The organism is Actinomadura sp. NPDC048955, assembly GCF_040649435.1.
GTDB classification, from domain to species: domain Bacteria; phylum Actinomycetota; class Actinomycetes; order Streptosporangiales; family Streptosporangiaceae; genus Spirillospora; species Spirillospora luteofluorescens.
This window is the reverse complement of sequence record NZ_JBEZJI010000006.1, coordinates 177,131-202,297: the sequence shown is the minus strand read 5'-3', so window position 1 is coordinate 202,297 and position 25,167 is coordinate 177,131. Positions and strand designations below refer to the sequence as shown.

The 25,167-nt window shown below is 72.6% G+C and carries 26 protein-coding genes; 17 read left to right on the top strand and 9 right to left on the bottom strand.

Going from position 1 to position 25,167, the window contains the following annotated elements:
* Nucleotides 1-148 precede the first annotated feature (148 nt).
* Complete coding sequence (locus AB0C84_RS09130; protein ID WP_361063115.1) at nt 149-763, top strand: class I SAM-dependent methyltransferase; 615 nt, start codon at nt 149-151, stop codon at nt 761-763.
* 86 nt (nt 764-849) lie between these two features.
* On the opposite strand, the gene AB0C84_RS09125 is transcribed toward AB0C84_RS09130, so the two are convergent.
* Both AB0C84_RS09125 and AB0C84_RS09120 read right to left on the bottom strand, forming a co-directional pair.
* Nucleotides 850-1,656, bottom strand: coding sequence for an SAM-dependent methyltransferase (locus AB0C84_RS09125; protein ID WP_361063112.1), 807 nt, complete (start codon nt 1,654-1,656; stop codon nt 850-852).
* A 135-nt stretch (nt 1,657-1,791) separates the two neighbouring features.
* Nucleotides 1,792-2,709: a hypothetical protein gene (locus AB0C84_RS09120; protein ID WP_361063109.1), complete on the bottom strand. Its 918-nt coding sequence runs from the start codon at nt 2,707-2,709 to the stop codon at nt 1,792-1,794.
* A gap of 145 nt (nt 2,710-2,854) precedes the next feature.
* On the opposite strand from AB0C84_RS09120, the gene AB0C84_RS09115 reads away from it, so the two are divergent.
* Both AB0C84_RS09115 and AB0C84_RS09110 read left to right on the top strand, forming a co-directional pair.
* Nucleotides 2,855-3,220, top strand: coding sequence for a hypothetical protein (locus tag AB0C84_RS09115; protein WP_258944029.1), 366 nt, complete (start codon nt 2,855-2,857; stop codon nt 3,218-3,220).
* A gap of 38 nt (nt 3,221-3,258) precedes the next feature.
* Nucleotides 3,259-3,624, top strand: a complete 366-nt coding sequence (locus AB0C84_RS09110; protein WP_361063106.1) for a roadblock/LC7 domain-containing protein — start codon at nt 3,259-3,261, stop codon at nt 3,622-3,624.
* Between the two features lie 13 nt (nt 3,625-3,637).
* Here the strand turns inward: AB0C84_RS09110 and AB0C84_RS09105 are convergent, their stop codons facing one another.
* Complete coding sequence (locus AB0C84_RS09105; protein WP_361063103.1) at nt 3,638-4,378, bottom strand: DUF4386 domain-containing protein; 741 nt, start codon at nt 4,376-4,378, stop codon at nt 3,638-3,640.
* Nucleotides 4,379-4,524: 146 nt separating this feature from the next.
* On the opposite strand from AB0C84_RS09105, the gene AB0C84_RS09100 reads away from it, so the two are divergent.
* Entirely contained in the window at nt 4,525-4,965 is a 441-nt protein-coding gene (locus tag AB0C84_RS09100; RefSeq protein ID WP_179846852.1) for an SRPBCC family protein, read from the top strand.
* Complete coding sequence (locus AB0C84_RS09095) at nt 4,962-5,477, top strand: NUDIX domain-containing protein (RefSeq protein ID WP_361063100.1); 516 nt, start codon at nt 4,962-4,964, stop codon at nt 5,475-5,477. The genes AB0C84_RS09100 and AB0C84_RS09095 overlap by 4 nt, the downstream gene beginning before the upstream one ends.
* 6 nt (nt 5,478-5,483) lie before the next feature.
* Here the strand turns inward: AB0C84_RS09095 and AB0C84_RS09090 are convergent, their stop codons facing one another.
* Nucleotides 5,484-6,104 carry a glyoxalase gene (locus tag AB0C84_RS09090; RefSeq protein WP_361063098.1) on the bottom strand — a complete coding sequence of 207 codons (621 nt, stop codon included), beginning with the start codon at nt 6,102-6,104 and terminating at the stop codon, nt 5,484-5,486.
* A gap of 51 nt (nt 6,105-6,155) precedes the next feature.
* Nucleotides 6,156-6,512 (bottom strand): VOC family protein, encoded by a 357-nt coding sequence (locus AB0C84_RS09085; RefSeq protein WP_361063095.1) that lies wholly within the window; start codon nt 6,510-6,512, stop codon nt 6,156-6,158.
* Between the two features lie 170 nt (nt 6,513-6,682).
* Between AB0C84_RS09085 and AB0C84_RS09080 the strand changes: the two genes are divergently transcribed.
* Nucleotides 6,683-9,463 carry a LuxR C-terminal-related transcriptional regulator gene (locus AB0C84_RS09080; protein ID WP_361063092.1) on the top strand — a complete coding sequence of 927 codons (2,781 nt, stop codon included), beginning with the start codon at nt 6,683-6,685 and terminating at the stop codon, nt 9,461-9,463.
* Between the two features lie 42 nt (nt 9,464-9,505).
* On the opposite strand, the gene hisD (AB0C84_RS09075) is transcribed toward AB0C84_RS09080, so the two are convergent.
* Nucleotides 9,506-10,813 (bottom strand): histidinol dehydrogenase, encoded by a 1,308-nt coding sequence (gene hisD, locus AB0C84_RS09075; RefSeq protein ID WP_361063089.1) that lies wholly within the window; start codon nt 10,811-10,813, stop codon nt 9,506-9,508.
* Between the two features lie 274 nt (nt 10,814-11,087).
* Between hisD (AB0C84_RS09075) and AB0C84_RS09070 the strand changes: the two genes are divergently transcribed.
* From AB0C84_RS09070 to AB0C84_RS09045, 6 genes are all read left to right on the top strand, one after another.
* Entirely contained in the window at nt 11,088-12,014 is a 927-nt protein-coding gene (locus AB0C84_RS09070) for a LysR substrate-binding domain-containing protein (RefSeq protein ID WP_258944022.1), read from the top strand.
* Nucleotides 12,015-12,280: 266 nt separating this feature from the next.
* Nucleotides 12,281-13,054: an ATP-binding cassette domain-containing protein gene (locus AB0C84_RS09065; protein WP_258944021.1), complete on the top strand. Its 774-nt coding sequence runs from the start codon at nt 12,281-12,283 to the stop codon at nt 13,052-13,054.
* Nucleotides 13,051-14,127: an ABC transporter permease gene (locus tag AB0C84_RS09060; protein WP_179846857.1), complete on the top strand. Its 1,077-nt coding sequence runs from the start codon at nt 13,051-13,053 to the stop codon at nt 14,125-14,127. The genes AB0C84_RS09065 and AB0C84_RS09060 overlap by 4 nt, the downstream gene beginning before the upstream one ends.
* Before the next feature lie 8 nt (nt 14,128-14,135).
* On the top strand, nt 14,136-15,113 hold the full coding sequence (locus AB0C84_RS09055) for an ABC transporter substrate-binding protein (RefSeq protein WP_339154832.1): 978 nt from the start codon (nt 14,136-14,138) through the stop codon (nt 15,111-15,113).
* Nucleotides 15,110-16,288 carry an ester cyclase gene (locus tag AB0C84_RS09050; RefSeq protein ID WP_361063084.1) on the top strand — a complete coding sequence of 393 codons (1,179 nt, stop codon included), beginning with the start codon at nt 15,110-15,112 and terminating at the stop codon, nt 16,286-16,288. The genes AB0C84_RS09055 and AB0C84_RS09050 overlap by 4 nt, the downstream gene beginning before the upstream one ends.
* A 23-nt stretch (nt 16,289-16,311) precedes the next feature.
* Entirely contained in the window at nt 16,312-17,178 is an 867-nt protein-coding gene (locus tag AB0C84_RS09045) for a nitrilase-related carbon-nitrogen hydrolase (RefSeq protein ID WP_361063082.1), read from the top strand.
* On the opposite strand, the gene AB0C84_RS09040 is transcribed toward AB0C84_RS09045, so the two are convergent.
* Nucleotides 17,171-18,133: a LysR family transcriptional regulator gene (locus tag AB0C84_RS09040; protein ID WP_361063079.1), complete on the bottom strand. Its 963-nt coding sequence runs from the start codon at nt 18,131-18,133 to the stop codon at nt 17,171-17,173. The two genes, AB0C84_RS09045 and AB0C84_RS09040, sit on opposite strands and share 8 nt — an antisense overlap.
* 143 nt (nt 18,134-18,276) lie before the next feature.
* On the opposite strand from AB0C84_RS09040, the gene hisD (AB0C84_RS09035) reads away from it, so the two are divergent.
* Genes hisD (AB0C84_RS09035) through AB0C84_RS09025 form a run of 3 tightly spaced genes read left to right on the top strand, consistent with a single transcriptional unit; the run spans nt 18,277 to nt 21,099 of the window.
* A complete protein-coding gene (gene hisD, locus AB0C84_RS09035; protein ID WP_361063076.1) occupies nt 18,277-19,605 on the top strand; it encodes a histidinol dehydrogenase in 1,329 nt (442 codons plus the stop codon).
* Nucleotides 19,598-20,392 (top strand): SDR family oxidoreductase, encoded by a 795-nt coding sequence (locus AB0C84_RS09030; protein ID WP_361063074.1) that lies wholly within the window; start codon nt 19,598-19,600, stop codon nt 20,390-20,392. Before hisD (AB0C84_RS09035) ends, AB0C84_RS09030 begins: the two co-directional genes overlap by 8 nt.
* On the top strand, nt 20,389-21,099 hold the full coding sequence (locus tag AB0C84_RS09025; RefSeq protein ID WP_361063071.1) for an alpha/beta hydrolase: 711 nt from the start codon (nt 20,389-20,391) through the stop codon (nt 21,097-21,099). Before AB0C84_RS09030 ends, AB0C84_RS09025 begins: the two co-directional genes overlap by 4 nt.
* Nucleotides 21,100-21,113: 14 nt before the next feature.
* On the opposite strand, the gene AB0C84_RS09020 is transcribed toward AB0C84_RS09025, so the two are convergent.
* Nucleotides 21,114-22,103: a LacI family DNA-binding transcriptional regulator gene (locus AB0C84_RS09020; protein WP_361063069.1), complete on the bottom strand. Its 990-nt coding sequence runs from the start codon at nt 22,101-22,103 to the stop codon at nt 21,114-21,116.
* Nucleotides 22,104-22,130: 27 nt separating this feature from the next.
* A complete protein-coding gene (locus AB0C84_RS09015; protein ID WP_361063066.1) occupies nt 22,131-22,952 on the bottom strand; it encodes an aldolase/citrate lyase family protein in 822 nt (273 codons plus the stop codon).
* An 82-nt stretch (nt 22,953-23,034) separates the two neighbouring features.
* Between AB0C84_RS09015 and AB0C84_RS09010 the strand changes: the two genes are divergently transcribed.
* Together AB0C84_RS09010 and AB0C84_RS09005 are read left to right on the top strand one after the other, a co-directional pair.
* Nucleotides 23,035-24,153: a hypothetical protein gene (locus tag AB0C84_RS09010; RefSeq protein ID WP_361063063.1), complete on the top strand. Its 1,119-nt coding sequence runs from the start codon at nt 23,035-23,037 to the stop codon at nt 24,151-24,153.
* Between the two features lie 67 nt (nt 24,154-24,220).
* Nucleotides 24,221-24,835, top strand: coding sequence for a VWA domain-containing protein (locus AB0C84_RS09005; RefSeq protein WP_361063060.1), 615 nt, complete (start codon nt 24,221-24,223; stop codon nt 24,833-24,835).
* Nucleotides 24,836-25,167: the final 332 nt, after the last annotated feature.

The window sequence follows — 25,167 nt, the reverse complement described above, 5'->3', positions numbered from 1 at the left end:
GCGCCGCACTAGCGCACGAGGAAGGGTTGCGGCGGTCTCTGGCCCCGCGCCCCTGCGGCACAGTTCTCCACCCGCCGGGTAAGGCCCCCGCGGGGAGGCGGGCGGCGGACACCGAAGTCTTCGAGGACGGCAGGAGGAGGCGGAAGCCGTGGACAGCGCGGGATGGGACCGCAGGTATGCCGGTCACGAACTGGTGTGGTCGGCCGGGCCCAACCGGTGGGTCGAAGAGGTCGCGGCGGACCTGCCCGCGGGCACCGCACTCGACCTGGCCGCCGGTGAGGGACGCAACGCGCTGTGGCTCGCCGAGCGCGGCTGGGAGGTCACCGCGGTCGACTTCTCCGCGGTCGGGCTCGAACGCGCCCGGTCGCTCGCCGCGCGGCGGCTCGGTGAGCACGCGGGCCGGGTCCGGCTGGTCGAGGCCGACCTGCGGGAGTACACCCCGGCACGCCAGGCCGCCGACCTCGTGATCGTCGCCTACCTGCAGGTCGGCGAGCAGGTGCGCCGCCACGCCCTGCGCGCCGCCGCCGAGGCGGTGGCGCCCGGCGGGCTGCTGCTCGTCGTGGGGCACGACAGCGACAACCTCGCGCACGGCGTCGGCGGGCCCCAGGACCCCGCCGTCCTGTACACCGCGCAGGACGCGGCGTCCGACATCGCGGGGACCGGTCTCCAGGTCTTGCGGGCGGAGCCCAGAACGCGCGAGGTCGTCACCGACGAGGGCCCGCGCAGCGCCATCGACGCCTTCCTGCTCGCCCGCCGCCAATGATCTCCCGACGCGGCCGGGCTCTACGACCGCGTCGGCGGCGAGATCCCCGAGCTGAATCCACCGGGCTCAGCGACTGAGGCCCCGCGTCAGCCGATGCGGCCGATACCGCCATAAAGCCATTTTCCGACTTCGGCGGCCGGCTTGTCCGTCTCGTCGTCGTCTGGATTCCACGAATCGATGGTGACCAGGCCGGGGTCGACCAGCTCGAAACCGTCGAAGAACAGTTCGATGTCTGTTCTGCCGCGGAAATAGATGGGGGTGGGGGTGGCCGCGTAGGCCCCCTCGATCTGGTCGACGGCCGCCGGGGCGTGCCCTTCCGTCGTCACATGGGTAGCGGCGAGATGGCTGCCCGGCGCCAGGGCCGCGCGCAGGGGCGCCATGACGTCCTCCCGCTCGTCCAGGGTGAGGAAGTGGGTCATGGCGATCATCAGCACGCCGACCGGGGCGGCGAAGTCGATCAGCCCGGTCCCGCGGGCGTGGCCGAGGACCTCGGCGGGGCGGCGCATGTCGGCCTGGGCGACGGTGGTGTGCTCGTTGGTCGCGAGCAGCGCCCGCCCGTGCACCAGGACCACCGGATCGCTGTCGACGTACACGACGCGGGCGTCCGGGACGATCTCGTGGGCGATCTCGTGGGTGTTGCCGACGGTCGGCAGGCCGGAGCCGATGTCGAGGAACTGCCGGATCCCCCGGCGCGCCATGTACCGCACGGAGCGGCGCAGGAACGAGCGGTTCTCCAGGGCGAGCTCGCCGATCTCCGGCATGGCCCGCGCGACCCTGTCCGCGGCGTCCCGGTCGACCTGGAAGTTGTCTTTCCCGTGCAGGTAGTAGTCGTACATGCGGGCCACGCTCGGCCGGGTGAGATCGATTTCCGGGGACAGCCCATCCTCGGCCACGTACGACCTCCACCCAAGATCAAATTATTAACGGAGCAAGACTAGCCCGGGAAAGACGCGGTGGCCAAGTCCGGCCGCGGCTTTCGGGTTGACAGCCTTTCGGACAGGCGAGGCCGGGTGGCCGAAAGGCCGGCGTCAATCCGGCGGCTTCCGCTGGAACCGTGGTTCATGGTCGGTGCTCCGATGTCTGCGTCGAGGCAGCCCGGTCGCTTCCTGGTAAGGGATGACCTGGTGCGGAGGAGGCGTCGCGCGCGAGTGGATGCCCTCCTCCGGAAGTTCTGGCGGGTGGTCGGTGGGCCCGCTCCTGGGTTCCGGGTCGGGGACGGCCTCGGATCCTTCGGCGAGGAGCGGCTCGACGGTGGCCAGACCGTCGGCGATGAGGGTGGCGAGGTCGCTCATGACCGGGAACAGGCCGCGTCCGAGCGCGAAGGCGATGTCGCGGGGTGTCCGGCGGCCGTTGACCCTGGCGAGCAGCTCCTGGCGCTGGGCGTTGACGGGTACGGCCCCCGCGGGCCGCATGGTGCGCGGCCTGGACCGTACGGACAGGCCGAGCGCGGCCCAGGAGTGGGCGAGATCGAGCCGGCGGCGGATCTCGCGGATGGCGCGTTCGGCGTCCAGGCCGGGGTCGGACGCGAGCAGCGGGGCGGGGTCGTCCGGGTCGGCGGTGCAGGTGCGGACCCCGCACAGCGCCATGGCGAACAGCGCGTCGGCGACCGCGGCGCGGGTGATGACCTGCACGCCGGCGTCGCCCAGGAGCCCGCGCGCGACCAGTTCGCGCTCCAGCCGGCCCTCGGGGGCTCCGGCGGTGAAGGCGGCGCTCCAGTCGGCTTCGCTGATGCGCCCCGACCGCAGCAGCAACGGCTCGGGTCCGGGCGCGGCGGGGGTGGAGGCGGCCACCACCAGGCCGTCGCGCATGCTCACCGTGCCTCCCGGGGACCCGTCCATGCGCAGCGTTCCGGTGAACCGCTGCCGGCCGCGCCGGGTCAGTGCCGAGGTCAGCACGCCCGCGTGGTCACGCCCGCGTTCTCCCAAAGGCTGCGCTTCTGATGCCATTTGTCCCTTCTCGCCTTCTTTGGAGGCACCGGGCGCCCCTTCCAGTGGTCGCGATGCCGGATCGGCGGAATCCGGGTCTGCTGGTTGGGGGCGCCCGTTCGCGGGATATATTAGCGTCCCAAATATGCAATTCGTCGGGAGTGGTATGAACATCGAAACGGCGCTCAAGGAAGCCATGGCCGTCGAGGGCGCGGTCGGCGTGGCCCTCGTCGACTATGACAGCGGCATGTCCCTTGGGTCGCTGGGAGGTGGCCCCGAACTCGACATGGACGTCGCGGCCGCCGGCAACACCGAGCTCGTGCGCGCCAAGGTGCGCACGCTGGAATCGCTCGGCATCGAGGACTCCATCGAGGACGTCCTCGTCACCCTGCAGCGGCAGTACCACCTGATCCGCATCCTCGGAAGCGGCCACGGCAAGCTGTTCCTCTACCTCGTCCTCAACCGGGAACGCGCCAACCTGGCGCTCGCCCGGCACCACCTGCGGCGCATCGAAGCCGAACTCAGCGTCTGACCGCGTCTCCGTCTCGGGGCGAACTAGGGGGAACGGGTATGCGCGAAGCCGTGCTGGAGGAACTGCGCACACTGCGCGGCCAGGTCGTGGGCGTCACTGACGCGGCCGTGGCGTCGGTGGACGGGATGCTGGTGGCCTCCGACACCGACGAGGTCCGGCCCGACGTCCTGGCGGCGCTGGCCGCGGCGTCGCTGGGCCTCGGCCGGAGCGCGGGGAACGAGGTCGGCATGGGCGAGCTGCGCGAGGTGGTGACCCGCTGCCAGAGCGGCCATATCGTCGTCTACGCCGTCCGGCGCACGGGCCTGCTGGTCGTGCTGGGCGACGAGGGACTGGACATCGCCGACCTGCATCTGCGGACCCGGGCCACCGTGGACCGCCTCGGCACCATCCTCGAACAGAACTGACCCGGCAGATCCGTCACGCCGTGTCGGGCTCCTGCGAGACCTTGGGAGCCGTTTCTGTGGCGAGGGAGGCTGGGCGGACGCCTTTGGTGACGAGCCAAATGCCCAGGGACGCTTCCCAGACGATTTCCGGTGCCGTGAACAAGAAGTTCACCGGGGACTGCTGCTCGTAGACGCCGAACAGGACGGCGGTCGCAGTCGCGCAGGCGAGAGGCCCGCCGACGACCCCGATGAGCGCCATGGGACGTGGCACCAGGCCCGACCTGTACATCAGGTAGCCCAGCAGCAGTCCGTTGCCGAAGCCCGCGCAGAAGGCGGGGCCGAGCAGGAACGTCTGGTCCTTCAACGCCACGAGTGACCGGCCGACCAGAACGGCGTCGGCCCCGTCCCCGCCCGCCAGGTCCTGCCGCAGCGCCACGACGGCGAGCACGCTGACGACCCCCATCACGATGACGGTCGATTCGAGGATTCGCGTGCCGACGTAGCCGAGGGCGATGCTCTCGCTCTGCCTCTTCAAGAGAGGGAACAGCACGACCGCGGTGGCGATGTTCGCGACGGCGGTCAGGATCTCGAGAAGGGCTCCGAAGCGCACCTGCGTGTCCGCGCCCGCCCCCACGATGTAGTTCGCGTCGTTGAGGACCGGGTCGTAGAGCAGCACCGCCGGGATCGATAAGACGAAGGTGAGGATGAACCAGACACCGGCGATCCTGGCCCTCCGCTGAGCGGCTTCCGGCGTCCGGGACTCGGTCGTTTCCACACGGTCAGAGAACCACGCCGGACGGGCGTTGTCCCCACCCTCCGGTGGCCGGTTCACGCCGGGCCTCGGCCATAGGGCGACGGCGCCGCCGCCCCGAGGGCACCCGGTTGGGCGACGCCGGCCCGGCGCGGTGAAAGGATGACGGCATGGGACAAGTCGTGGTGACCGCGGAGAGAACGCTGAAAGCAAGCCCGGACCAGGTGCTCGGAGCGCTCGGCGATTACACGGGAGTGCGATCCCGCATGCTGACGGAGCATTTCAGCGAGTACGAAGTGCGGGAAGGCGGCCAGGGCGACGGCACGGTCGTGCACTGGAAGCTGGCGGCCACCAGCAAGCGGGTGCGCGACTGCCTCTTCACCGTGACCACCCCCACCAGTGACCGCCTGGTCGAGAAGGACGCCAACTCCTCGATGGTCACCACGTGGACGGTCACCCCGGCTCCCGAGGGCGCGCGCGTCGACGTCACCACCACCTGGGACGGAGCGGGCGGCATCGGGGGCTTCTTCGAGCGGACCTTCGCGCCCAAGGGCCTCCGGCGCATCTACGACGCCCAGCTCGCCAAGCTGGACGCCGTCCTGGGCTCGTGACCACCACGCCGGCCGACGAGGTCTACCGGCGGCGCAGCGCCCGCGTCTTCCTGGTGGACGACACCGACCGCGTCCTGCTGTTCCGCTGGCCGAAGGTCGCGGGCGAGCCCGAGGCGGGCCACTGCTGGATCACTCCGGGCGGAGGCGTCGAGCAGGGCGAGAGCCTGCGCGTGGCAGCGGCCCGCGAGCTGCGCGAGGAGACCGGCCTGATCGTCTCCCCCGACGACCTCGGCCCCCAGGTCGCCACGGCCTCCGGCCACGCGGACCTCGGCTGGGCCCGTGGCCTGTTCCGGGACGACTTCTTCCTGCTCCGCACGCCCGCCCGCGATATCGACACCGCGGGGTTCACCCCCGTCGAGCGCGAGCACGTCAGCGCCCACCGCTGGTGGTCGCTCGGGGAACTGGCGAGCGCGCAAGAGCCGGTCTACCCGCTCATGCTCGCGGAACTCCTCACCGACCTCCTCGCGGGCCGCACGGTGACCGAGCCGGTCCGCCTCCCCTGGCACCACTGAGCGGCTTCAGGCCGGGTTCCGGGCGGGCGCGGCCTCCCAGGTGAAGCCGTCCGGGTCGGTGAACGGCTCGCCGCCGACGAGCACGAGCCCGTGCGAGCCGGTGCTCTCCTGGTCGACGCCGAGGTCCTTGGCGAGGGCGTGACGCGGGTAGAGCGCCAGCGTGACGGACGATGACGGGGTGTCGAACTCGGCGTACTTGCCGCCGAAGCTCTTGCCGACCGCCAGGCCGCGGGCGGCGTAGAGCCGCTTGCTCGCCTTGACGTCCGCGACGCCGAGCAGCAGCGCGATCTGGTCGAACTCCCGGGCGGCGGGCGCGGAGTCCTTCTTCTTCGAGGACGCGACCTTGCAGATCGTCCCGTCCGGGGCCTGGACGACGCCGCCGTAGCCCCAGAAGGACTTCGCGGCGGGCTTCAGCGTCGTGGCGCCGGCGTCGAGGGCGGCGCCGATGAGGGCGTCGACGTTGCCGGGCTGGGACGCGACGAGGGACAGCGCGAAGCCGCGGAAGCCGGCGGACGGCTCGTCCGAGGCCCGGACGTTCACGCGGTCGGCGATGCCGAAGGCCGCGTAGAAGGCCTCCGCGGCCGTGGCGTCGGAGACTTCCAGGGTGACGGATTCGAAGGAGTTCATGGTGCTTCTTTCTGGCTCGGTGGGTTCGTCTTCTGGTGGCGGCGGTCGCGTTCAGCGGTCCTGGATCAGCCCGAGGACGTTGCCGTCCGGGTCGGTGACGGTGGCGACCAGCCGCCCGGCGCCGACGTCGTGCGCGGCCTGCCTGACGGTCGCGCCGGCGGCGGTCAGGTCGGCGAGCTTCGCCTCGATGTCCGGCACGTGCCAGTAGGCCACCGGCGAGGTCATGCCCTGCGGTCCGCCGTCCGGGACCAGCCCGATGTGCTGGCCTCCGACCTCGAACCCGACGTAGTGGGACGAGTCGGTCTGCGGAGCCTCGCCGAGCAGGGCGGCGTACACCGCCCTGGCCTTCGCCAGGTCGCTCACGGGATGCAGCACCGTCCTGATCCCTCGGACGGGAGAGTCGCTCATGGTCGCTCCTGGAGTCGCGGGTCGTGTCGTTCAACTGCTCATAGCCTCCGTCCAGGGCCGCCCCCCGCACATCCGTGGCGACTACGGAGCCGGCTACGCATCGCCGTACGAACAGCGGGCGCGGAGTTAGCACGGAGGGCTTGCGGCAGAATGGTGCAGTGGTAGCGACAGTGGATATCTCGCCCCGGGAAGCCGAGGTGCTGGAGCTGGTCGGGGACCATCTCAGCAACGCCGAGATCGCGGCACGGCTCTTCATCTCCGTCCGCACCGCCGAGAGCCACGTCTCCGCCCTGCTGCGGAAGCTGGACGTCCCGGACCGGCGGGCGCTCGCCGCGCGGGCCGCGGCGGGCCGCCGCGCGGCCGACGCCTCGCAGCCGGTGCCCGTCCTGCCGGCCCCGCTGACCTCGTTCGTCGGGCGGGCGGGCGAGCGCGCCGAGCTGAACCAGCTGATCGAGAAGCACCGGCAGGTGACCGCGGTCGGGCCGGGAGGCGTGGGCAAGACCCGGCTCGCGCTGGCGGTGGCGGCGGACGCGGCCGGCGCGTTCGCGGACGGGGCCTGGTTCGTCGATCTGGTACCGGTCACCGACCCGGGGATGGTCGCGGACGCGGTCGCCGGCGCCCTCGGTCTCGGCGAGCAGCCCGGCCGCGGCATGGCCGAGTCGGTGGCCGCGGCGCTGGCCGACCGGCACGCCCTGCTCGTCCTGGACAACTGCGAGCAGGTGCGGGACGGCGTGGCGCTGTTCCTGGAGCGGCTGCTCGCGGCGTGTCCCCGGGTGACGGCGCTGACGACGAGCCGCGCCCGGCTGATGGTGCCGTTCGAGCGGGTGTACGCCGTTCCGCCGCTGTCGCTGTCCGACGACGGCGAGTCGGACGCGGTCGCGCTGTTCAAGGAACGGGCGACGGCGATCGGCTGGCCGCTGGACCCACCCCTGCACGAGCACATCCGCTCGATCTGCGAGCGGCTGGACGGCATGGCCCTGGCGATCGAGCTGGCCGCGGCCCGGTACCCGACGCTCGGGCTGGACGGTCTCACCGCGGCCCTGTCCCATCCGCTGCGGACGCTCGCGGGCGGCTCCCGCGCCGACGACCGGCACCGTTCGGTGCGGGCGGCGGTGGACTGGAGCCACGCGCTGCTGGAACCGGCCGACCGGGAGCTCCTGCGCCGGGTGTCGGTGTTCGTCGCGCCGTTCACCGCGACGGCGGCGGCGGAAGTGGCCGGGGCCGAGGAGGGCGTCGCCGCCGACGGGCTGGCACGCCTGGCGGAACAGAGCCTGCTGGTCGTGCGGGCGTCCGGGGGAGCGACCGAGTACCGGGCGCTGGAGACGATCCGCCAGTACGGGGTCGAGCGGCTTGCCGAGTCCGGCGAACTGGCGGCCACCCGCACCCGGCACCTTCGCTGGTGCCTGGCCAGAGCCGCCGACCTCGCCGCCGCCACGGGGGCCGACTGGCGGCCCCGCTTCGACGGTGCCGCCGACGACCTCCGCTCCGCCCTCGCCTGGGCGGCCGACCGGCCGGAACAGCGCGCGGACGCGCACGACCTCGCGCGGCGCCTGGCGGAACTCGCCTTCACCCGCAACCTGGTCGGCGAGTCCCAGCAGCGGTACGAGCAGGCCGCCGCGCTCGCCGGCGACCCGGCAGGCGCCGCGGCGATGCTCCGGCACGCCGCCGCCGTCGCCGGGTGCCGCATGCACGGCGACGACATGTACCGCCTCCACCGGGCCGCCGCGGACGCCGCCCGCCGGGCCGGCGACGCCGCCCGCGCCGCCGCCGACCTGGCGACCGCCGCGACCGCCGTGTACCGGTTCGCGGGCACGTTCGTCCGGACGCCGTCCCCGGACGAGACGCGCGCACTGATCCGCGAGGCGCGCGATCAGGCCGGCGACGACCCCGCCGCGCGCGCGGCCGTCGCGCTGGCCGAGGCGGCGTCGGTCGCCGACGCGTTCGGCGCCGACCAGGACCCGCACGACGAGGCCGTGGCGGAGACGCTCGCGCGCGCCGGGAACGCGGTCGAACTCGCGCACCGCACCGGCGTCCCGTCCGCCGAGTCCGCCGCGCTCGACGCGCTCGCCGCCGTCCAGAGCTGGGTCGGCGACGCGTTCGCCACCGCCGCCACGGCCCGCCGCCGCGTCACGCTCCTGTCGTCCGCGCGGACCTCGCCCGCCGTCACCCACGAGCTCGTCCAGGCCCTCGGCGAGGCCGCCCAGACCGGCATCGGCGTCGGGGACCTGCCCGACGCCCGGCGCTGGGCGGGGCGGCTCGCCGACCACCCGTCGCTGGCCGAGGTCGGGCACCGCGCGACGAGCTGGCAGCTGGTCGCCGGCGCGCTGGCGGGCGACGCCGGGAGCGTGCTCACCGGCGCCGTCAGGTTCCTGGACGCGTGGCGGCGCAGCGGCAGCCCCGTCTGGCCGGACCTCGAACCGGCGGTGGCCGCCGTCGCGATGATCCACGGCCTGCGCGGCGACCGGGACGCCCGGCACGAATGGGCCACGATCCTGGAGCGGTTCGGCACGTCACCGAACCGCGTCCACGGCTACGGCGCGGTCTTCGACGCGATGCTGCTGCTCCATGACGGGCGGGCGGCGGAAGCGCTGGAGCGGCTGGCCCCCGAACCCGGCGAGGTGTGGAGGTGGGTCACCTGGATCTGGCTCCACTGGTACGTGGCCCTGCGCGCGGAGGCGACCGTCCTCGCGGGAGGCCACGACGCCCGCGACCGCCTGGCCGGCGCGCGGAAGCTCACCGCCGGCGACCCGGTCGCCGGTGCCATGGTGGAACGCGCCGAGGCACTGCTCGACGGTGACCCTGAGCGCCTGCTCGCCACGGCGGACGCGTTCGACGCCGCGGGCTGCCACTACCAGTCGGCGCGCACCCTGCTGCTCGCGGGCGGCTCCCACGCCGCCCGCGGAGCGACCGCCCTCAAGGCCCTCGGCCTCGCCCCCATGACCGTCCGGTAGCCGGACGGAACGGAACGGCGGCCGCTCGCGCGGCGCGGTGCCTCAGTCGCGGGCCAGGCGCTCCAGCCGCTTGGCCGCGGTGGCTTCGTGGGCCGGCATGAGGTCGGCCTGCGAGATGGTGACGACGTGCGGCGCCACCGTGCGGACTCCCTCGTCGGTGTCGATCCGCTGCCAGGTCACCGTCTTCAGGAAGGACGCGACGGACAGGCCGCCGGTGTAGCGCCCGGCGCCCGCGGTGGGGAGCACGTGGTTCGTGCCGATCACCTTGTCGCTGAACGCGACGGTCGCGCGCCGCCCGACGAACAGCGAACCGTAGTTGCGAAGGTTCTTCAGGTACCAGTCGTCGCGATCGGTGTGCACCTCCAGGTGCTCGGCCGCGAGGAGGTCGCTCAGCCGGACGGCGTCCTCGTGGTCGGCGGCGAGCAGCACGAAGCCGTAGTCCCGCCAGGCCGCCCCCGGGACCTCCGCCCCCGCGACCTTCGCGAGGTCGTCGAGCTGGCGGTCGATCTCGGCGATGACCGCGTCCGCCATGGCGCGGCTGACGGTGATCAGCGCGGCGGGCGAGGTCGGGCCGTGCTCGGCCTGGCCGAGCAGGTCCGCGGCGACCAGCTCGGGGTCGGCCGAGTCGTCGGCGATCACCGCCACCTCGGACGGTCCGGCGATCATGTCGATGCCGACCTGGCCGTACAGCTGCCGCTTGGCCTCGGCGACGAAGGCGTTGCCGGGGCCGACGAGCTTGTCCACCGGGCCGGCGCCGTCGAGCAGCCCGAACGCCATCGCCGCGACGGCCTGGACGCCGCCGAGGCAGTAGACGGCGTCCACTCCGGACGCGATGAGGCTGTACAGCGTCGGCGCGTGCACGCCGCGGCCGGCGCGCGGCGGGGTGCACGCGACGACCCGGTCCACTCCGGCGACCTTGGGCACCTTCACGGTCATGAACGGGCTGGCGAGCATCGGCACCCGCCCGGCGGGCGCGTAGGCGCCGACGTGGGCGAGCGGGATCTGCCGCTGCCCGAGGACCACCCCGGGCAGCGTCTCGGCCTCGAAGTCGGTGAGGGTGGCGAGCTGGCGGGCGGCGAAGCCGGCGACCTGCTCGATGCCGAAGTCGATGCTCTCGCGCAGCTTCGGGTCGAGGCCGGCGGTCGCCTGCGCCTCGTCGGCGGTGACCTTGAACGACGCGGGGTCCCAGTCGTCCAGTTCGCGGGAGTACCGGCGGACGGCGTCCATGCCGTCCCTCTCGATCGTCGACAGCATCTCGCTCACCCGGTCGCGGACCTGCGGGTCGACGGCGCTGGAGGCGATCTTCAGCGGCTTCTTGATCAGGGTCACGTCGCCGGCGGGAACACGCACGGTGGAACTCCTTAAACGAGAGGTTCGGAGAGGAGGCGGCGGGCGGCCCCGCCTCGTCAGGGGCCCAGGCGGTCACGGAGGCGCACGTCCGCCACGCGGAGCCGGGGCGGGCTGAGGGGCCAGGCCGGCCCTGTGGGCCGGGCGCGAGGCGAGCACGGTGGCGCCGAGCCGAGCGCGGCCGCCGCACGCGACTGCTCGGATGCCGCGAGGTTAGCCGACCGACTTCGTGAAGGGGTAGCCTTTCTTTCCTTAGGAAGCGGAAGGCTGTTCCTTAATGACGCTGATCCAGTTGCTGTACTTCGTCTCCGCGGTGGAGGCCGGCTCGTTCTCCGCCGCGGCCGAGCGGCTGCGGCTGGCGACCCCGTCGGTCTCGGAGCAGATCCGGCGGCTGGAGCGGCATGTGGGCACGGCCCTGTTCGAGCGCGGGCGCGTGCTGCAGCTCACCGACGCCGGCCGGGCGCTGCTTCCCCAGGCCCGCGCGACCCTGCGGGCGGCCGAGGAGGCCGAGCGGGCGGTGGCCGACGTCCGTGGCCTCACAGGCGGGCTCGCGAACTTCGGCCTGTTCCGCAACGCGGACTACTACCTGGTCGGCCCCCTCGTCGAGACCTTCCTGCGGGAGCATCCGCGGGTGCGCCTCCGGCTCCCGGGGCAGAACAGCGCCGAGGTCGCCGACGCCGTCCGCGCCGGACGCCTGGAGGCGGGCCTGGTCGTCCTGCCGGTCGACGACGAGAGCCTGGCCGTCACCTCGATCATGAGGGACGAGGTGCGCTACGTCAGCGCCGATCCGCGGCGGACCCGCGGGCCGGTGCCGCTGGAACGGCTGGCCCGGGGGAGGCTGATCCTCTACGACGCGGCATGGGCCGGCGTGGACCCGACCCGGCGGCAGCTGGCGACGCGGATGCAGGCTCGCGGCCTGACGGTGGCTCCGTACGTCGAGGTCGAACGGGTGGAGGGGGCGCTCGAGCTCGTCCGGCGGGGGCTCGGCGACACCATCGTGGCGAGCACCGTGCTGCGCACGCGCGGGGCCGGCCTCCACAGCGCCTCCCTGGAGGAACCGCTGCACGACGAGATCGCGGTGATCCAGCGGCGCGGCGCGCGCCTGTCGGCGGCGACCGACGAGTTCATCCGGCTCGCCCGCGCCCATCTGCACCGTCTCGCGCAGGACGACCCGCACGCCCGGATCCTCGGCCCGCGGAACTGACCGCAGGAGCGGCAGCCCTTACGCCACAGGGCTTTTCGAAGGCGCACAGGAAAACCCTGTGGAAGGCAGAGGATCATTCGGCGTTGTCCTTCGGATCCGGCGGCTCGTAGATTTCGCGCCAAGCCACTCGATGTGGGCCGGCGCACACGCCGGCCCTCCCGCCGGTTCGGCGTCCCGCCGGCGGCGACCGGGCTGGCCCGGCGCGCCCGCCGCCCCGTCGACGGCGGCGGACGTCGGTCCGCGCGCCAGGACCGAAGGAAAGGTCGGTGAGATCACAGATGGCGGACCCGCTACTCCAGGCCCGCGGCATCGGCAAGAGCTACGGGCACGTCGAGGTGCTCCGGGGAGTCGACTTCACCGTCGCACGCGGCGAGGTGACGGCCCTGATCGGGGACAACGGAGCCGGCAAGAGCACCCTGGTCAAGATCCTTTCGGGCGCGCTCGGCCCGGACGCGGGCGAGATCCTGCTGGACGGCGAGCGGGTCTCCTTCGGCTCGCCGGAGAGCGCCCATGACATGGGCATCGAGACCGTCTACCAGGACCTCGCCCTCGCCCCGGAACTCGGCTCCGCGGAGAACGTCTTCGCCGGGCGGGAGCTGCTCAAGCCCGGGCTCCTCGGACGTCTCGGCGTCCTCGACCGCAAGACCATGCGGGACCGGGCCCGGAAGGCGTTCGTCGACATGGGCACCGACGTCAAGGACATCGAGGCCCCGGTCGCCGCGCTGTCGGGCGGCCAGCGGCAGAGCGTCGCCATCTGCCGGTCGGTCATGTGGGCCGACAAGGTGATCTTCATGGACGAGCCGACCGCGGCCCTCGGCGTCCGGCAGACCGGCAAGGTCCTGGAGCTGATCCGGCGGGTCGCGGACAAGGGCATCGCGGTCGTGCTGATCAGCCACAACATGCCCGAGGTGCTGCAGGTCGCCGACAGCGTGCAGGTGCTGCGGCTCGGCCGCCGCGTCGCCGAGTACCGGGCGGCGGAGGCGACCGTGGAACAGCTGGTCGGCGCGATGACCGGCGCTCTGGAAGGGAAGGCCGCATGACCGAGACCCCCGCATCGGCCACCTCGGCGAAGGTCGCGGACGAGGCGAACGCGGCGGCCGCCGGAGGGCCGGACGACGCGAGCGGCACCCTGAAGATCGCCTACCGGTCCCCGCTGCGCAAGTTCCTGTCCACCTCGCCGGCCTACATGGGCCTGGTGCTGGCGCTGCTCGTCCTGCTGTTCTCGGTGCTGCGTCCGGAGGCGTTCCCCACCACCGCGACCGGCCGCAACATCTCGCTGGACATCTCGGTGCTGCTGGTCATGGCCGTCGGCATGACGTACGTCATGGTGGCGGGCGGCTTCGACCTGTCGATCGGGTCGGTGCTGGTGTTCTCCGGCGTGGTGATGGCGAAGACGATGTCCGCGATCGGCGGCGACGGCGCGGCCGTCGTGGTCGCGGGCATGGCGGCGTCGGTTCTCGCCGGCATCGCCTGGGGCGTGCTGAACGGCGTGTGCATCGCGCTGCTGAAGGTCCCCGCGCTGATCACCACGCTCGGCACCATGGGCGCGGCCCTCGGCGCGTCCCAGATCATGACGGGCGGCAACGACGTCACCACCGTGCCGGACGCGCTGCTGAAGATCACCACGTCCCGGCCGCTCGGCTTCAGCTGGCTGGTCTACGTCGCCGCGGTCGTCGCGCTGGTCGGCGGCCTGATCCTCGCCTTCACCCGGTTCGGCCGCCACACCTACCTCGTCGGCTCCAACGAGGAGTCGGCCCGCCGCGCCGGCATCAACGTGAACCGGCACCTGATCAAGCTGTACGCCGTCAGCGGCGGCCTCGCCGGGGTCGCGGGCGCGATGTCGCTCACCCGCTTCGCCACCACCACGATCTCCGGCCACGCCACCGACGCGCTCCAGGTCATCACCGGGGTCGTGCTCGGCGGGACGAGCCTGTTCGGCGGGATCGGCACCATCCTCGGCACCGTCGTCGGCATCTTCATCCCCGCCGTCCTGCAGAACGGCTTCGTCGTCACCCACGTCCAGCCCTACTGGCAGCAGGTCGTCATCGGCTTCGTGCTGATCGCGGCCGTCTACGTCGATCACCTCAAGCGCGCCCGGCGCGATCGCAGCTAGGAGACCTGATGAGATACAGCACCGCGATGCGGCTGTCCGCCGCGGCCGGCGTGGCCGCCCTGGCCCTCACCGCCTGCGGCTCCGGGTCGGGCTCGGACGCCGGTCAGAAACGGATCGTCTACGTCCCGGCCGTGACCGGCATCCCCTTCTACAACACCGTCGCGTGCGGGGCGCAGGAGAAGGCGAAGGAGCTCGGCGTCAAGCTGGACGTGCAGGGGCCGCCGGAGTTCGACCCCGCGAAGCAGTCGGCGATCGTCAACGCGCTGGTGGCCGACAAGCCGGACGCGATCATGATCTCGGTGGCCGATTCCAAGGCGCTGATCCCGCCGCTGAAGCTCGCCAAGGCCGCCGGCATCAAGATCATCGGCGTGGACGGCGACGTGGACGACCGCTCGATCATGACCACCAACATCATCTCGAACAACATCAAGGGCGGCGCGCTCGCCGCGGACGAGATGGCCAAGGCCACCGGCGGCAAGGGCGAGATCATGGGGTTGAACAACGACCCCGGCAACCCGCTCGGCGAGGCGCGCGCCAAGGGGTTCACCGACCAGTTGAAGAAGTACCCGGGGATGAAGTACCTCGGCACCCAGTACAGCAAGAACGAGACCGCCAAGGCGTCCTCGATCGCCTCCAGCGCCAGCTCGTCGAACCCGAGGCTCACCGGCATCTACGCCATGTCGACCACCAACTCGGAGGGCGCCGTCACCGGCCTGCGTGAATCGGGCCGGACGGGGAAGGTCAAGCTGATCGGCTTCGACATCTCCGGCCCCATCGAGACGGCGCTGAACGGCAAGCAGATGGACGGCACCATCGTCCAGCACCCCTACCAGGAGGGCCAGATCGGCGTGCAGTCGGCGCTGGACGCGGTGGCGGGCAAGCCGGTGCCGCGCGACCAGAACTCCGACCTCGTCTTCGCGACGCCGGCGAACCTGTCCACGCCGGAAGTCCAGAAGTACGTGTACAAGAAAGAGTGCGGCAAGTGACGGAGACCAACGAGCCGGGAGAGCCGCGCGACGGGGGCGAGCGGGCCCCGCGGTCCGCGCCGCAGGTGTCGTCCACCGGACGTGTCATGCCGGCGGACTTCTCGATCGCCCTTTCGGAGGGCCGCGGCGCGACGCTCCCCGACGGCGACTACAGCCGGCGGAAGCAGTCGCTGCGCGGGTTCGAGGACCACTACACCGACATCGTCGACTACATCGTCCGGATCACCCACCGCATCTGGGAAGACCAGGACATCGGCTACATCTACGACACCTACGCGCCGGGCTGCCGCGTCTTCGACGACAGCGGCCCGCGGCACGGGATCGAGGAGATGGTCGCTGGAACGATCCAGGCGATCGCCGCCTTCCCGAACATGCGGCACTACGCCGACGAGGTCATCTGGGCGGGCGACGACGAGCAGGGTTTCGTCACGTCCCACCGCGCCCTGAACATCGGCGACCACACCGGCCACTGGCGGTGGGGCCCGCCGACCCATCGCCGCGTCAACACCTGGGTGATCGCCAACTGCGTCATCGGGGACAACGAGATCTACGAGGAGTGGGTCCTCTACAACACCGCGGCCAAGCTGCAGCAACTCGGCCTCGACGTGGCGGCCTGCGCCCGCGAGTTCGGGAACGCCGGTGCGCTGCGGCCGTACACCGAACGCGAGCAGACCGAGGTGGAGCGGCTGCAGGGCGGGCGCAAGCCCGTCGCCGTCGCCGAACCCGACACCTCCAGACCGTTCGACGTGGAGGAGTGGGTCCGCGCCCTCTTCCACAACACCTACAACCGCCGCGACCTCAGCACCGTCGACCGGTTCTACGCGCCGAACGTCCGCTGGTACGGCGCCACCAACCGGCAGGGCTACGGCAGGGCGCAGGTGAGGGCGATGGCCCGCGCCCTTCTGGCGACGTTCCCGGACCTCGGCGTCCACGTCGACGAGGTCTACTGGATGGGCAACCCGGACGAGGGCTACCGGGTCAGCGTGCGCTGGGGCGGCGCGGGCACCCACAAGGGCTACTCGCTGTACGGCGCCCCGACGGGCCGCCAGGTTCACATCTGGGGCATGTCGCAGCTCTACGTCCGGCACGGTGAGATCGTCGAGGAGTGGGCGCTGTTCAACGAGTTCGATGTGATGGCGCAACTGCTCCGTGACGAGCCGGCCGCGCTGCTCTGACCGGACGACAGGGGGAGCTGGAGATGGCACCGATGGCGACCCGGGTGACGTGCGTGCAGTTCGCGCCCGTCCTCGGCGACCCGGCCGGCAACATCCGGCGCGCCCGCTCGGCGATCCGCGCCGCCGTCGCGAACGGCGCGCGGATCGTCGTGCTGCCCGAACTCACGACCTCGGGCTACCTGTTCGCGAGCGCGGAGGAGGCCCGGCGGGCGTCCATCGGCGCGGACGACACGCGGCTGGCGGAGTGGTCCGGCGAAGCGGCGCGCGGCGACGCCGTGGTCGTCGCCGGGTTCTGCGAGAAGGCCGCGGACGGCCGGGTCCACAACAGCGCGGTGGTGCTGGACGGAACCGGGGTGCGCGCCGTCTACCGAAAGGTCCACCTGTGGGACCGCGAGAAGACGCTGTTCACGGCCGGCCGAGCGGAACCGCCCGTGCTCGACACCCCGTACGGCCGGATCGGCGTGCTGGTCTGCTACGACCTGGAGTTCCCCGAGATGCCCCGTGCCCTGGCGCTGCGGGGAGCCGACCTGATCGCGGTGCCGACGAACTGGCCGGTGGTGCCCCGCCCGGAGGGCGAGCGTCCGCCCGAGGTGGTGGCCGCGATGGCCGCCGCCCGCGCCAGCCGCGTCTTCGTCGCCTGCTGCGACCGCTCCGGGCTCGAACGCGGGGAGCGGTGGACGCGGGGCACCGTCCTCGTCGACCCGGACGGCTGGATCCGGGCGAGCACCGGAACGGAGGACGGCCATGCGACGGCCGACCTCGACCTCGTCGCGGCGCGCGGCAAGCGGCTGACCGACCTGGCCGACGTCATCGCCGACCGGCGGCCCGAGCTGTACGGGGAACTCGTGCGGACCGGCCGCACGGCGCCCGGCGGCACCGAGGTCAGCTGACGCCGGGACGGCGCCGGGCCGTCCCTCCCGTCGCCGGGTAGACGCGCTGCGCCGGGTCGGTGATCCCGGCCAGCAGGGTGCTCCGCGCGCGCCGCGCCAGTTCCCGCGCGCCCGGCGACAGCACCGACGACGTGCGCTGGATGAAGGCGATGGTGTCGTACAGGGGTTCGGCGAACGACACGGTCCCGACCTCGGGCGGGCAGAACGGGCTGTCGGCGACGGCCCGGGAGATGATCGTGTCGCCGACGCCCCGGGCGACCAGGGCGAGCGCCGCCTCGACGTGCTCCACCTCGATGATCGGCTCGATCCGCAGGCCCTCGAGCTGGGCCCGTTCGGCGATCTGGCGCCGGGTCGGGTCGGACCACCCGTACCGGGCGTCGTACATGACCAGGTCGGCCTCCGCCATGCGGTGGATCGTCATGGTCGCCGCGAGCCGTTCGGGGTCGGCGCTGGCGTAGAAGACCTCGTCCCGGATGAGCGGCGTCACCCGCAGCCCGGCGTCCTCCACCGGCAGCACGACCAGGCCGGCCTCCAGCTCTCCCTTGGAGACGGCCGCGGCGACCTCGCTGGAGTTCTGCCCGACGAGCCGGAGCCGGACGTTCGGGAACGCCTCGTGGAACTGCTGGGCGAGGTCGGGCAGCAGGTAGTAGGAGGCGTTGCGCAGCAGGCCGAAGGTCACGGCGCCGCCGTCCAGGGAGCCGATGGACCGCAGGGCCGCGCGCCCCTCGTCCACCGAGGAGACGGCCTGCTCGGCGAACGGCAGCAGCTCCGCGCCGGCCGAGGTCAGGACGAGCCGGCGGCCGCCCCGGATGAACAGCGCCAGCCCGGCCTCCTCCTCCATCCGGCGGATGAGCTCCGACACCGACGCCTGCGCCATCTTCAGCTCCGCCGCGGCGGCGGTGAAGGATCCCGTCCGGACGGTGAGCAGGAACGCGCGCAGCTGATTCAGGGTCACAGGGGAACCCTATGGCAAATGTGGGATAAGTCGGTCTAGTCCTGTTTCTCTGCGCTCCCTAGCCTGTCCATGGGACGCATCCCCCGCCGGGCGCCCGCGGACGAGTCCCTCCCGTCTCATATCCCCTCCGCCCGAAGGACGAAATGATCACCTTTCTGAAGGAGGCGGTCGCCTCCGAGCAGATCGCCGCCGACAACGGCCGCGTCGCGCAGACGGTCCGCGGCATCCTCGACGACGTCCGCGCCCGCGGCGACGCGGCGGTCCGCGACCACTCCGCCCGCTTCGACGACTGGACCCCCGCCGCCTTCCGGCTGACCGCGGGCCAGATCGACGAGATCGTCGCCCGGGTGCCCAGGCAGGTCATCGAGGACATCGAGTGGGTCCAGGCGCAGGTCCGGGCCTTCGCGGAACGCCAGCGCGCCTCCATCACCGACTTCGAGGTGGAGACCCTGCCCGGGGTGCGCCTCGGCCAGCGCAACCTGCCGGTCCGCGCGGTCGGCGCCTACGTGCCCGGCGGGCGCTACCCGCTCACCGCGTCCGCGCACATGACGATCGTGACCGCGAAGGTCGCCGGGGTCTCGCGGGTGGCGGCCTGCACACCGCCGATCCGCGGTGAGGTGCCCGCCGCCACCGTCGCCGCGATGCACCTCGCCGGGGCGGACGAGATCCACCTGCTCGGCGGCGTCCAGGCGATGGCGGCGCTGGCGATCGGCACCGAGTCGATGGAGCGCGTGGACATGATCGCCGGACCGGGCAACGCCTACGTCGCCGAGGCCAAGCGGCAGCTGTTCGGCGAGGTCGGCATCGACCTGTTCGCCGGGCCCACCGAGATCCTCGTGATCGCCGACGACGCCGCGGACCCGTTCGTGGTGGCCGTGGACCTGCTGAGCCAGGCCGAGCACGGCCCCGACTCGCCGGCGGTGCTGGTCACCACCAGCGAGCAGGTGGCGCGCAGGGCGATGGCGCACGTGGAACGGCTTCTCGGCGACATGCCGACCCGCGACTTCGCCGCCCCGGCCTGGCGCGACCACGGGCAGGTCCTCGTCGTGGACGACCTGGACGAGGCCTTCGCCGTCGCCGACACCTTCGCCTCCGAGCACGTCCAGGTCCTCACCCGCGAACCGCGGCAGGCCCTGGAGAAGATGCACGACTACGGCGCGCTCTTCCTCGGTGAGGGCACCTGCGTGTCGTACGGGGACAAGGTGATCGGCACCAACCACGTGCTGCCCACCCGGGGCAGCGCCCGGTTCACCGGCGGCCTGTGGGTCGGCAAGTACCTCAAGACCGTCACCTACCAGGAGGTGACCGACCCGGAGTCCAGCGCGATGCTCGGCGAGGTGTGCGGCCGCGCCGCCCGGGTGGAGCTGTTCGAGGGGCATGCCCGCTCCGGCGACGTCCGCGCCGCGAAGTACCGGGGCGGAGCACTGCCGTGGAGCGACCACGCCTTCACGGGGGTGCGCGCCGATGCCTGACCTGCCGGGCGATGTGCTCGACGGCGTGCGCGGCCGGACGGCGGTGGTCACCGGTGCCGGGAACGGCCTCGGCCGCGCCATCGCCCTCGCCCTCGGGGACGCCGGGGTACGGGTGGTCGCCACGGGGCGCACGCGGGCGAACCTGGAGGAGACGGCCAGGCTGCTGACCGCCCGGGGCGCCGGCGCCCGCGTCGTCGAGGCCGACGTCGCCGATGCCGGCTCGGTGGCGGCCCTGGCGTCGGCGGTCGCCGGCGAGGCCGTGTCCATCGTGGTCAACTGCGCGGGCGTCGCCGGACCGGTCAGGCCGCTCACCGAGATCGAGCCGGACGAGTGGGACGCGGTGTTCGCCGCCAACGTGCGCGGCACCTACCTCGTCTGCCGCGCGCTGATCCCCCTCCTCCTCGCGCGCGGCTCCGGCGACATCATCAACATCGCGTCCGTGAGCGGCAAGCGCCCGCTGGCGATGCGCACCCCCTACACCGCCTCGAAGATGGCCGTGATCGGCCTCACCACCACCCTCGGCGCGGAGGTCGGCCCGCTCGGGATCCGGGTCAACTCGCTGTCACCCGGCCCCGTCCGCGGCCCCCGCATGGAGCGCAACTTCCGGCTGGAGGCCGCCCGCCTCGGCATCACCGAACAGGAGGCCGAGACGGCGTTCGCCTCCCGCGCCGCTCTCGGCCGCCTCATCGAAGAGGACGAGGTCGGACGCGCCGTGGTGGCGATGCTGATGATGTCGGGGCTGCACTGCGCCGACATCGACCTGTCGGCCGGCATGGTCGCGCGATGAGCGCCGCCCCGGGCCCGGACCCGCTGGTGCTCCTGCCCGGCATGCTCGGCGACGCCACGGTCTGGGACGGCGTGGTCGCGGTGCTCGGACCGGAGACGGACGTCCTGTGCCCGCGCATCGACCTCGACGACTCGATCGCCGGTCTCGCCTCAAGGGTGCTCGACGGGGCACCCGCGCGGTTCGCGCTGGCGGGCCATTCGCTCGGCGGCATCGTCGCCATGGAGATCGTGCGGCGCGCCCCCGCCCGGATCACCCGGCTCGCGCTGCTCAACACCAGCGCCGGCGCCGGCTCGCCCACCCAGCGCGCCGGATGGGCGCGGCTCGCCGAACGGGTCGGACGAGGCGAGTTCGCGGCGGTCGCCGCCGAGTCGGCGCGGGCGACGCTGCCCGCCGTCCGCCGCGCCGACCCCGACCTGGTCTCCCGCAACGAGCGCATGGCCGGCACCGTGGGGCCGGACGGCCTGCTGCGGCAGCTCCGCGCGCAGGAGTCGCGGATCGACCTCCACCCCTCGCTGGCCGCGATCGACGTCCCGGTCCTGGTGCTGAGCGGTGAGCTGGACGAGGTGAGCCCGCCCGCCCTGCAGCGGGCCCTCGCGGAGCCGATCCGGACGGCGCGTCACGAGGTCGTCCCGGACTGCGGGCACATGTCCCCTCTGGAACGTCCCGCCGAGGTCGCCGCCCGGCTCCGGCGGTGGCTCGCGAGGTGACCGCGGCGGCCCGTTCAGCCGCCCGCGTGCGAGGTGCGCAGGACGGGCTCGACGGGGTGGACGACGCGTCGCGGCCCGCCGTCGTCCCCCGCGATCCTCTCCAGGAGCCGGTCCACGGCACTGCGCAGCATGTCCTCGAACGGCACGCGGATCGTGGTCAGCCCGACCAGCGGCCACGCCGCCTGCTCCAGGTCGTCGAAGCCCACCAGGGCGAGATCGTCCGGCACCCGCAGCCCGAGCTCGTGCGCGCCGTTCATCGCACCCAGGGCGATCGTGTCGTTCGCGCAGAACAGCGCACGCGGGAGCCGGCGCTCCGCGACCATGGCCGCCACCGCCGAACGCCCGTGCCCGAAGTCGAACCCCCCGTGCCGGATCCAGGCCGGGTCGGGGTCGATCCCGGCGTCCGCCAGCGCGGACCGGTAGCCGTCCTCCCGCTCGCGCGCCGTGCTCGCCGTGCGCGGTCCGAGCAGCGCGCCGACCTCGCGGTGCCCGGCCTCCAGCAGGATCCGGGTGCCGAGCCGGGCGCCGAGCCGGTCGTCGGCGACGCAGGCGTCGAGCGGAACGTCCTCGGCGTAGCGGTGCAGCAGCACCGCCGGCACCCCGCGCTCGCGCAGGACGCCCGGGAGCCGCGAGTCCCGTGACGCGGTGGAGACGATCACGCCGTCCACCGTGCCGCCGAGCACATGCGACTCGATGTCCTCCGGATCCCCGTGCTCGGCGATCAGGGAGAGCCGGTAACGACGCCGGTCCAGCTCGTCGCACAGCCGCCCGACCAGGAGCGACCACAGCGGGTTGTCGAGATCGACCACCATCGCGACGCGGCGGCTGCTCCGGGTGACCAGATCGCGTGCCCGGTCGCTCGGGACGTAGCGCAGCCGCGCCGCCGCCTCCCGGACGCGCCGCGCGGTCTCGGGCGGGATGCCCGGGTGGCCGCGCAGCGCCCGCGACACGGTGGACTGCGACACTCCGGCGGCGCGCGCCACGTCCAGGCTCGTCACTCGCATCCGTCCGCCCCTCCGCCACCCGCCGGGTCAGTATCCGCCGGACGGCGCCGTGGTCACCGCCGTCCCCCGCACGGCCGCGACGGCATCCGCGGCGGCCCGCCGCAGGATCGCCATGTCGCCGCCCGGTGTCACGAAATCGTAGCCCTGCCCGGTGAGCCGCAGCGCGGCCTCGGTGCCGAGCGCGAAGGCCCCCGCGATCCGGCCCGCCGCGTGCGCGGCCTCGGCGATCCGGGCGAGGGCCGCCTCGACCTCGGGCGGCGGGACGGCCAGGCCGGGCTCGGCGCCCAGCGCGAGGGCGAGGTCGTTCGGGCCGACGAAGACACCGTCCAGCCCCGGCGTCGACGCGATCTCCTCCACCGCGTCCAGGGCGGCCCGCGACTCGATCATCGCCCAGGTCAGGATCTGCGCGTCGGCCCGTTCGACGTATCCGGGGACCTGCGCGAGGTTCGCACGGGCCGGCCCGTAGCTGCGCACGCCCGTCGGCGGGTACCTGCACATGGCGACGAACCGCGCCGCCTGGACGGGGTCGTCCACGGCCGGGCAGATGATCCCGTACGCGCCGGCGTCCAGCAGCTTGCCGATCACGGCCGCGTCGAGCGCCGGGGTCCGCGCCAGGGGGACGGCGGGCCCCGCGGACACGGCCTGGAGCAGGCGGACGGCGCCGTCCAGCCCGAACATGCCGTGCTGGAGGTCCACGGTCACCGAGTCGAACCCGGCGTGCGAGAGGGTCTCGGCGAGATAGGCGCTGTCGGCCGACACCCACGCGTTGACCACGGTCTCGCCCGCGCCGAACAGCTCCTTGAGCCGGTTGTCGCGCATGTGCTCCGCCTCTCCGTGAAACTTGTGCATACGTTAGCACGCTGTTGACAACGTACTTTCTCGCTGCGATCGTGAATCGCAACGCATACGTTTGCATGAAGGGATCAAGGCCATGCCCCCCGAGGTGTCCGCCGCCGAACTCGCCTCCCGGACGATCCTGCGCAAGGACCTCACCGCCGATACCGCCGCCTTCATCGACACGAGGATTCCCGGCTCCGAAAACAAGATCAACTATCCGATGATCGGGCCGGGGGTCTCCGAGAACGCCGAGCAGGCCGTCCCGGTCACCGCGCCGCACGGCTTCAACCTGGGGGCGGCGGCGATGCCGGCCGGCGTCACCAACAACCTCCACCTCCACTTCACCGCCGAGGTCTTCGTCTGCATGGCCGGCGAATGGCGGTTCCGCTGGGGCGTCCACGGCGACGACGGCGAGGCGACCGTCCGACCCGGCGACGTCATCTCGATCCCGACCTGGGTGTTCAGGGGCTTCACCAGCGTGGGCACGGACGACGCGTTCCTGTTCACCGCCCTCGGACGCGACCGCTCCGGCGGCCTGATCTGGGCGCCGTCCGTCCTGGAGAAGGCGGCCGAGCACGGCCTGCACCTCACCTCGGACAATCGCCTCATCGAGACCGAACCCGGCGAGTACCCCCGCGGGGTGGAGTTGAAGCGCCCGTTGACCGACGCCCAACTCGCCACGCTCCGCAGGATCGGCGTCGAGGAGATGCGCGCCCGCCTGGCCCGCCCGTCCGACCTGTGCTGGTCGACGGCCCCGTTCCTCGACTCCGCGCTCGAGACCGGCGGCGCCGAACTGGCCGCCGTCGTGGGCTACGGGATCACCGAGGACCGCGACCAGCATCCGCGCCTCGCCGACCCCCACGGCTTCAGCCTCGCGCGCCTGCGCGCGGCCACCGGACGCGGCATGTCGACCCACGCGGTGGACGAGTCCCAGGTGCTGATCGTCACCGGCGGCCGCTGGCGGATCACCCTGAACCGGGAGAACCCGGTCTCCACGGAGCTCGGCCCCTACGACACCCTGTCGGTCCCGGTGGGAGCCTGGCGGCGCTTCGAGAGCCTCGGCCCCGAGCAGGGCGAGATGGTCGTCATCACCGGCGGCGAGGGCCGGACCCGCGTCCACTGGGATCCCGCCGTCACCGCCCTGGCCGAGCAGCAGGGCACCGTGATCGACCCGAACGGCTACACCGCCGCAGCCGACCTCCTCCACGCCTGACCAGGCCCCGCACGTGCTTCCACGGGTCTCGGGAGCCTGCTGTAAACCCTGTACGAACAACGTGCGCATGCACGAGGCCGTCGCCACCGATGGAAGCCGCGTCAGCCTCGGCGGCCGCAACAACGAACCCCAGGTGATCGAGGACATCCTCGCGTTCTACGAGGCTCGTCATGGCGAACCGGCCCTGGTCCTGTTCTTCTCCGACGGCGGCGTGGCCAAGAACGCGCAGATCGCCCGCCTCCTGCGCGAGGCGTCGAACCGGCCGGTCTTCTGGCAGTTCATCGGTCTCGGCCACGGCCGGTACGGCATTCTCGAAAAGCTCGACACCCTGGACGGACGTCTCATCGACAACGCCGGCTTCTTCGCGGTGGACGACACAGCCAACATCACCGACACAGAGCTCTACCAGCGCATCTTCTCCGAGTTCCCCAGCTGGCTGAAAATCAGCGAAGGCTCACGGACTACCGCTGGGCTCGAACTGAAGAAGCCGGGCTCCGCGAGGGCCTCTCAGGAACCGCCCTTGCGCCGCTTGCGGCGTGAGGTTCTCTTCGGCTGGACGCGCTCGACCGGACGCCGCGAAGGCGGTGCTGGAGGCCGGTCGGTCAGCATTCTTTGCTGTACCTGGCTGCCGAGCTTGCTCATGTGTTCGGCGAAACGCTCGGGGGTCAGCGACTTCAGATAGCCAGTGATCTGGAAGACGCTCTGGCCTTCTGGATCGACGGGGCCGAGCCGCCGGTACAGCGCCGCTGCGGCCTCCAGAGCCGGTATCGCCTCGCTGCGACGTCCGAACCTGCCCAGTTCCAGCCCCATCGGCATGAGGCTGCGAGCGAGAGTCCGGCGGTGCTCCGACGAATCCGTCGGCTCGACCGTCCCCGTCAGCTCAAGGGCCTTCCGAGCGATCTCGGAGGCCTTGGCCTCGTCCACCGTCAGGAGCCAGGTCGCGACCTTGGCGTGTCCGGCCGCGTTCAGTGAAGTGGGGAGCGGAACCGCCCCGGCAGGCGGTTCCCGGGTCAT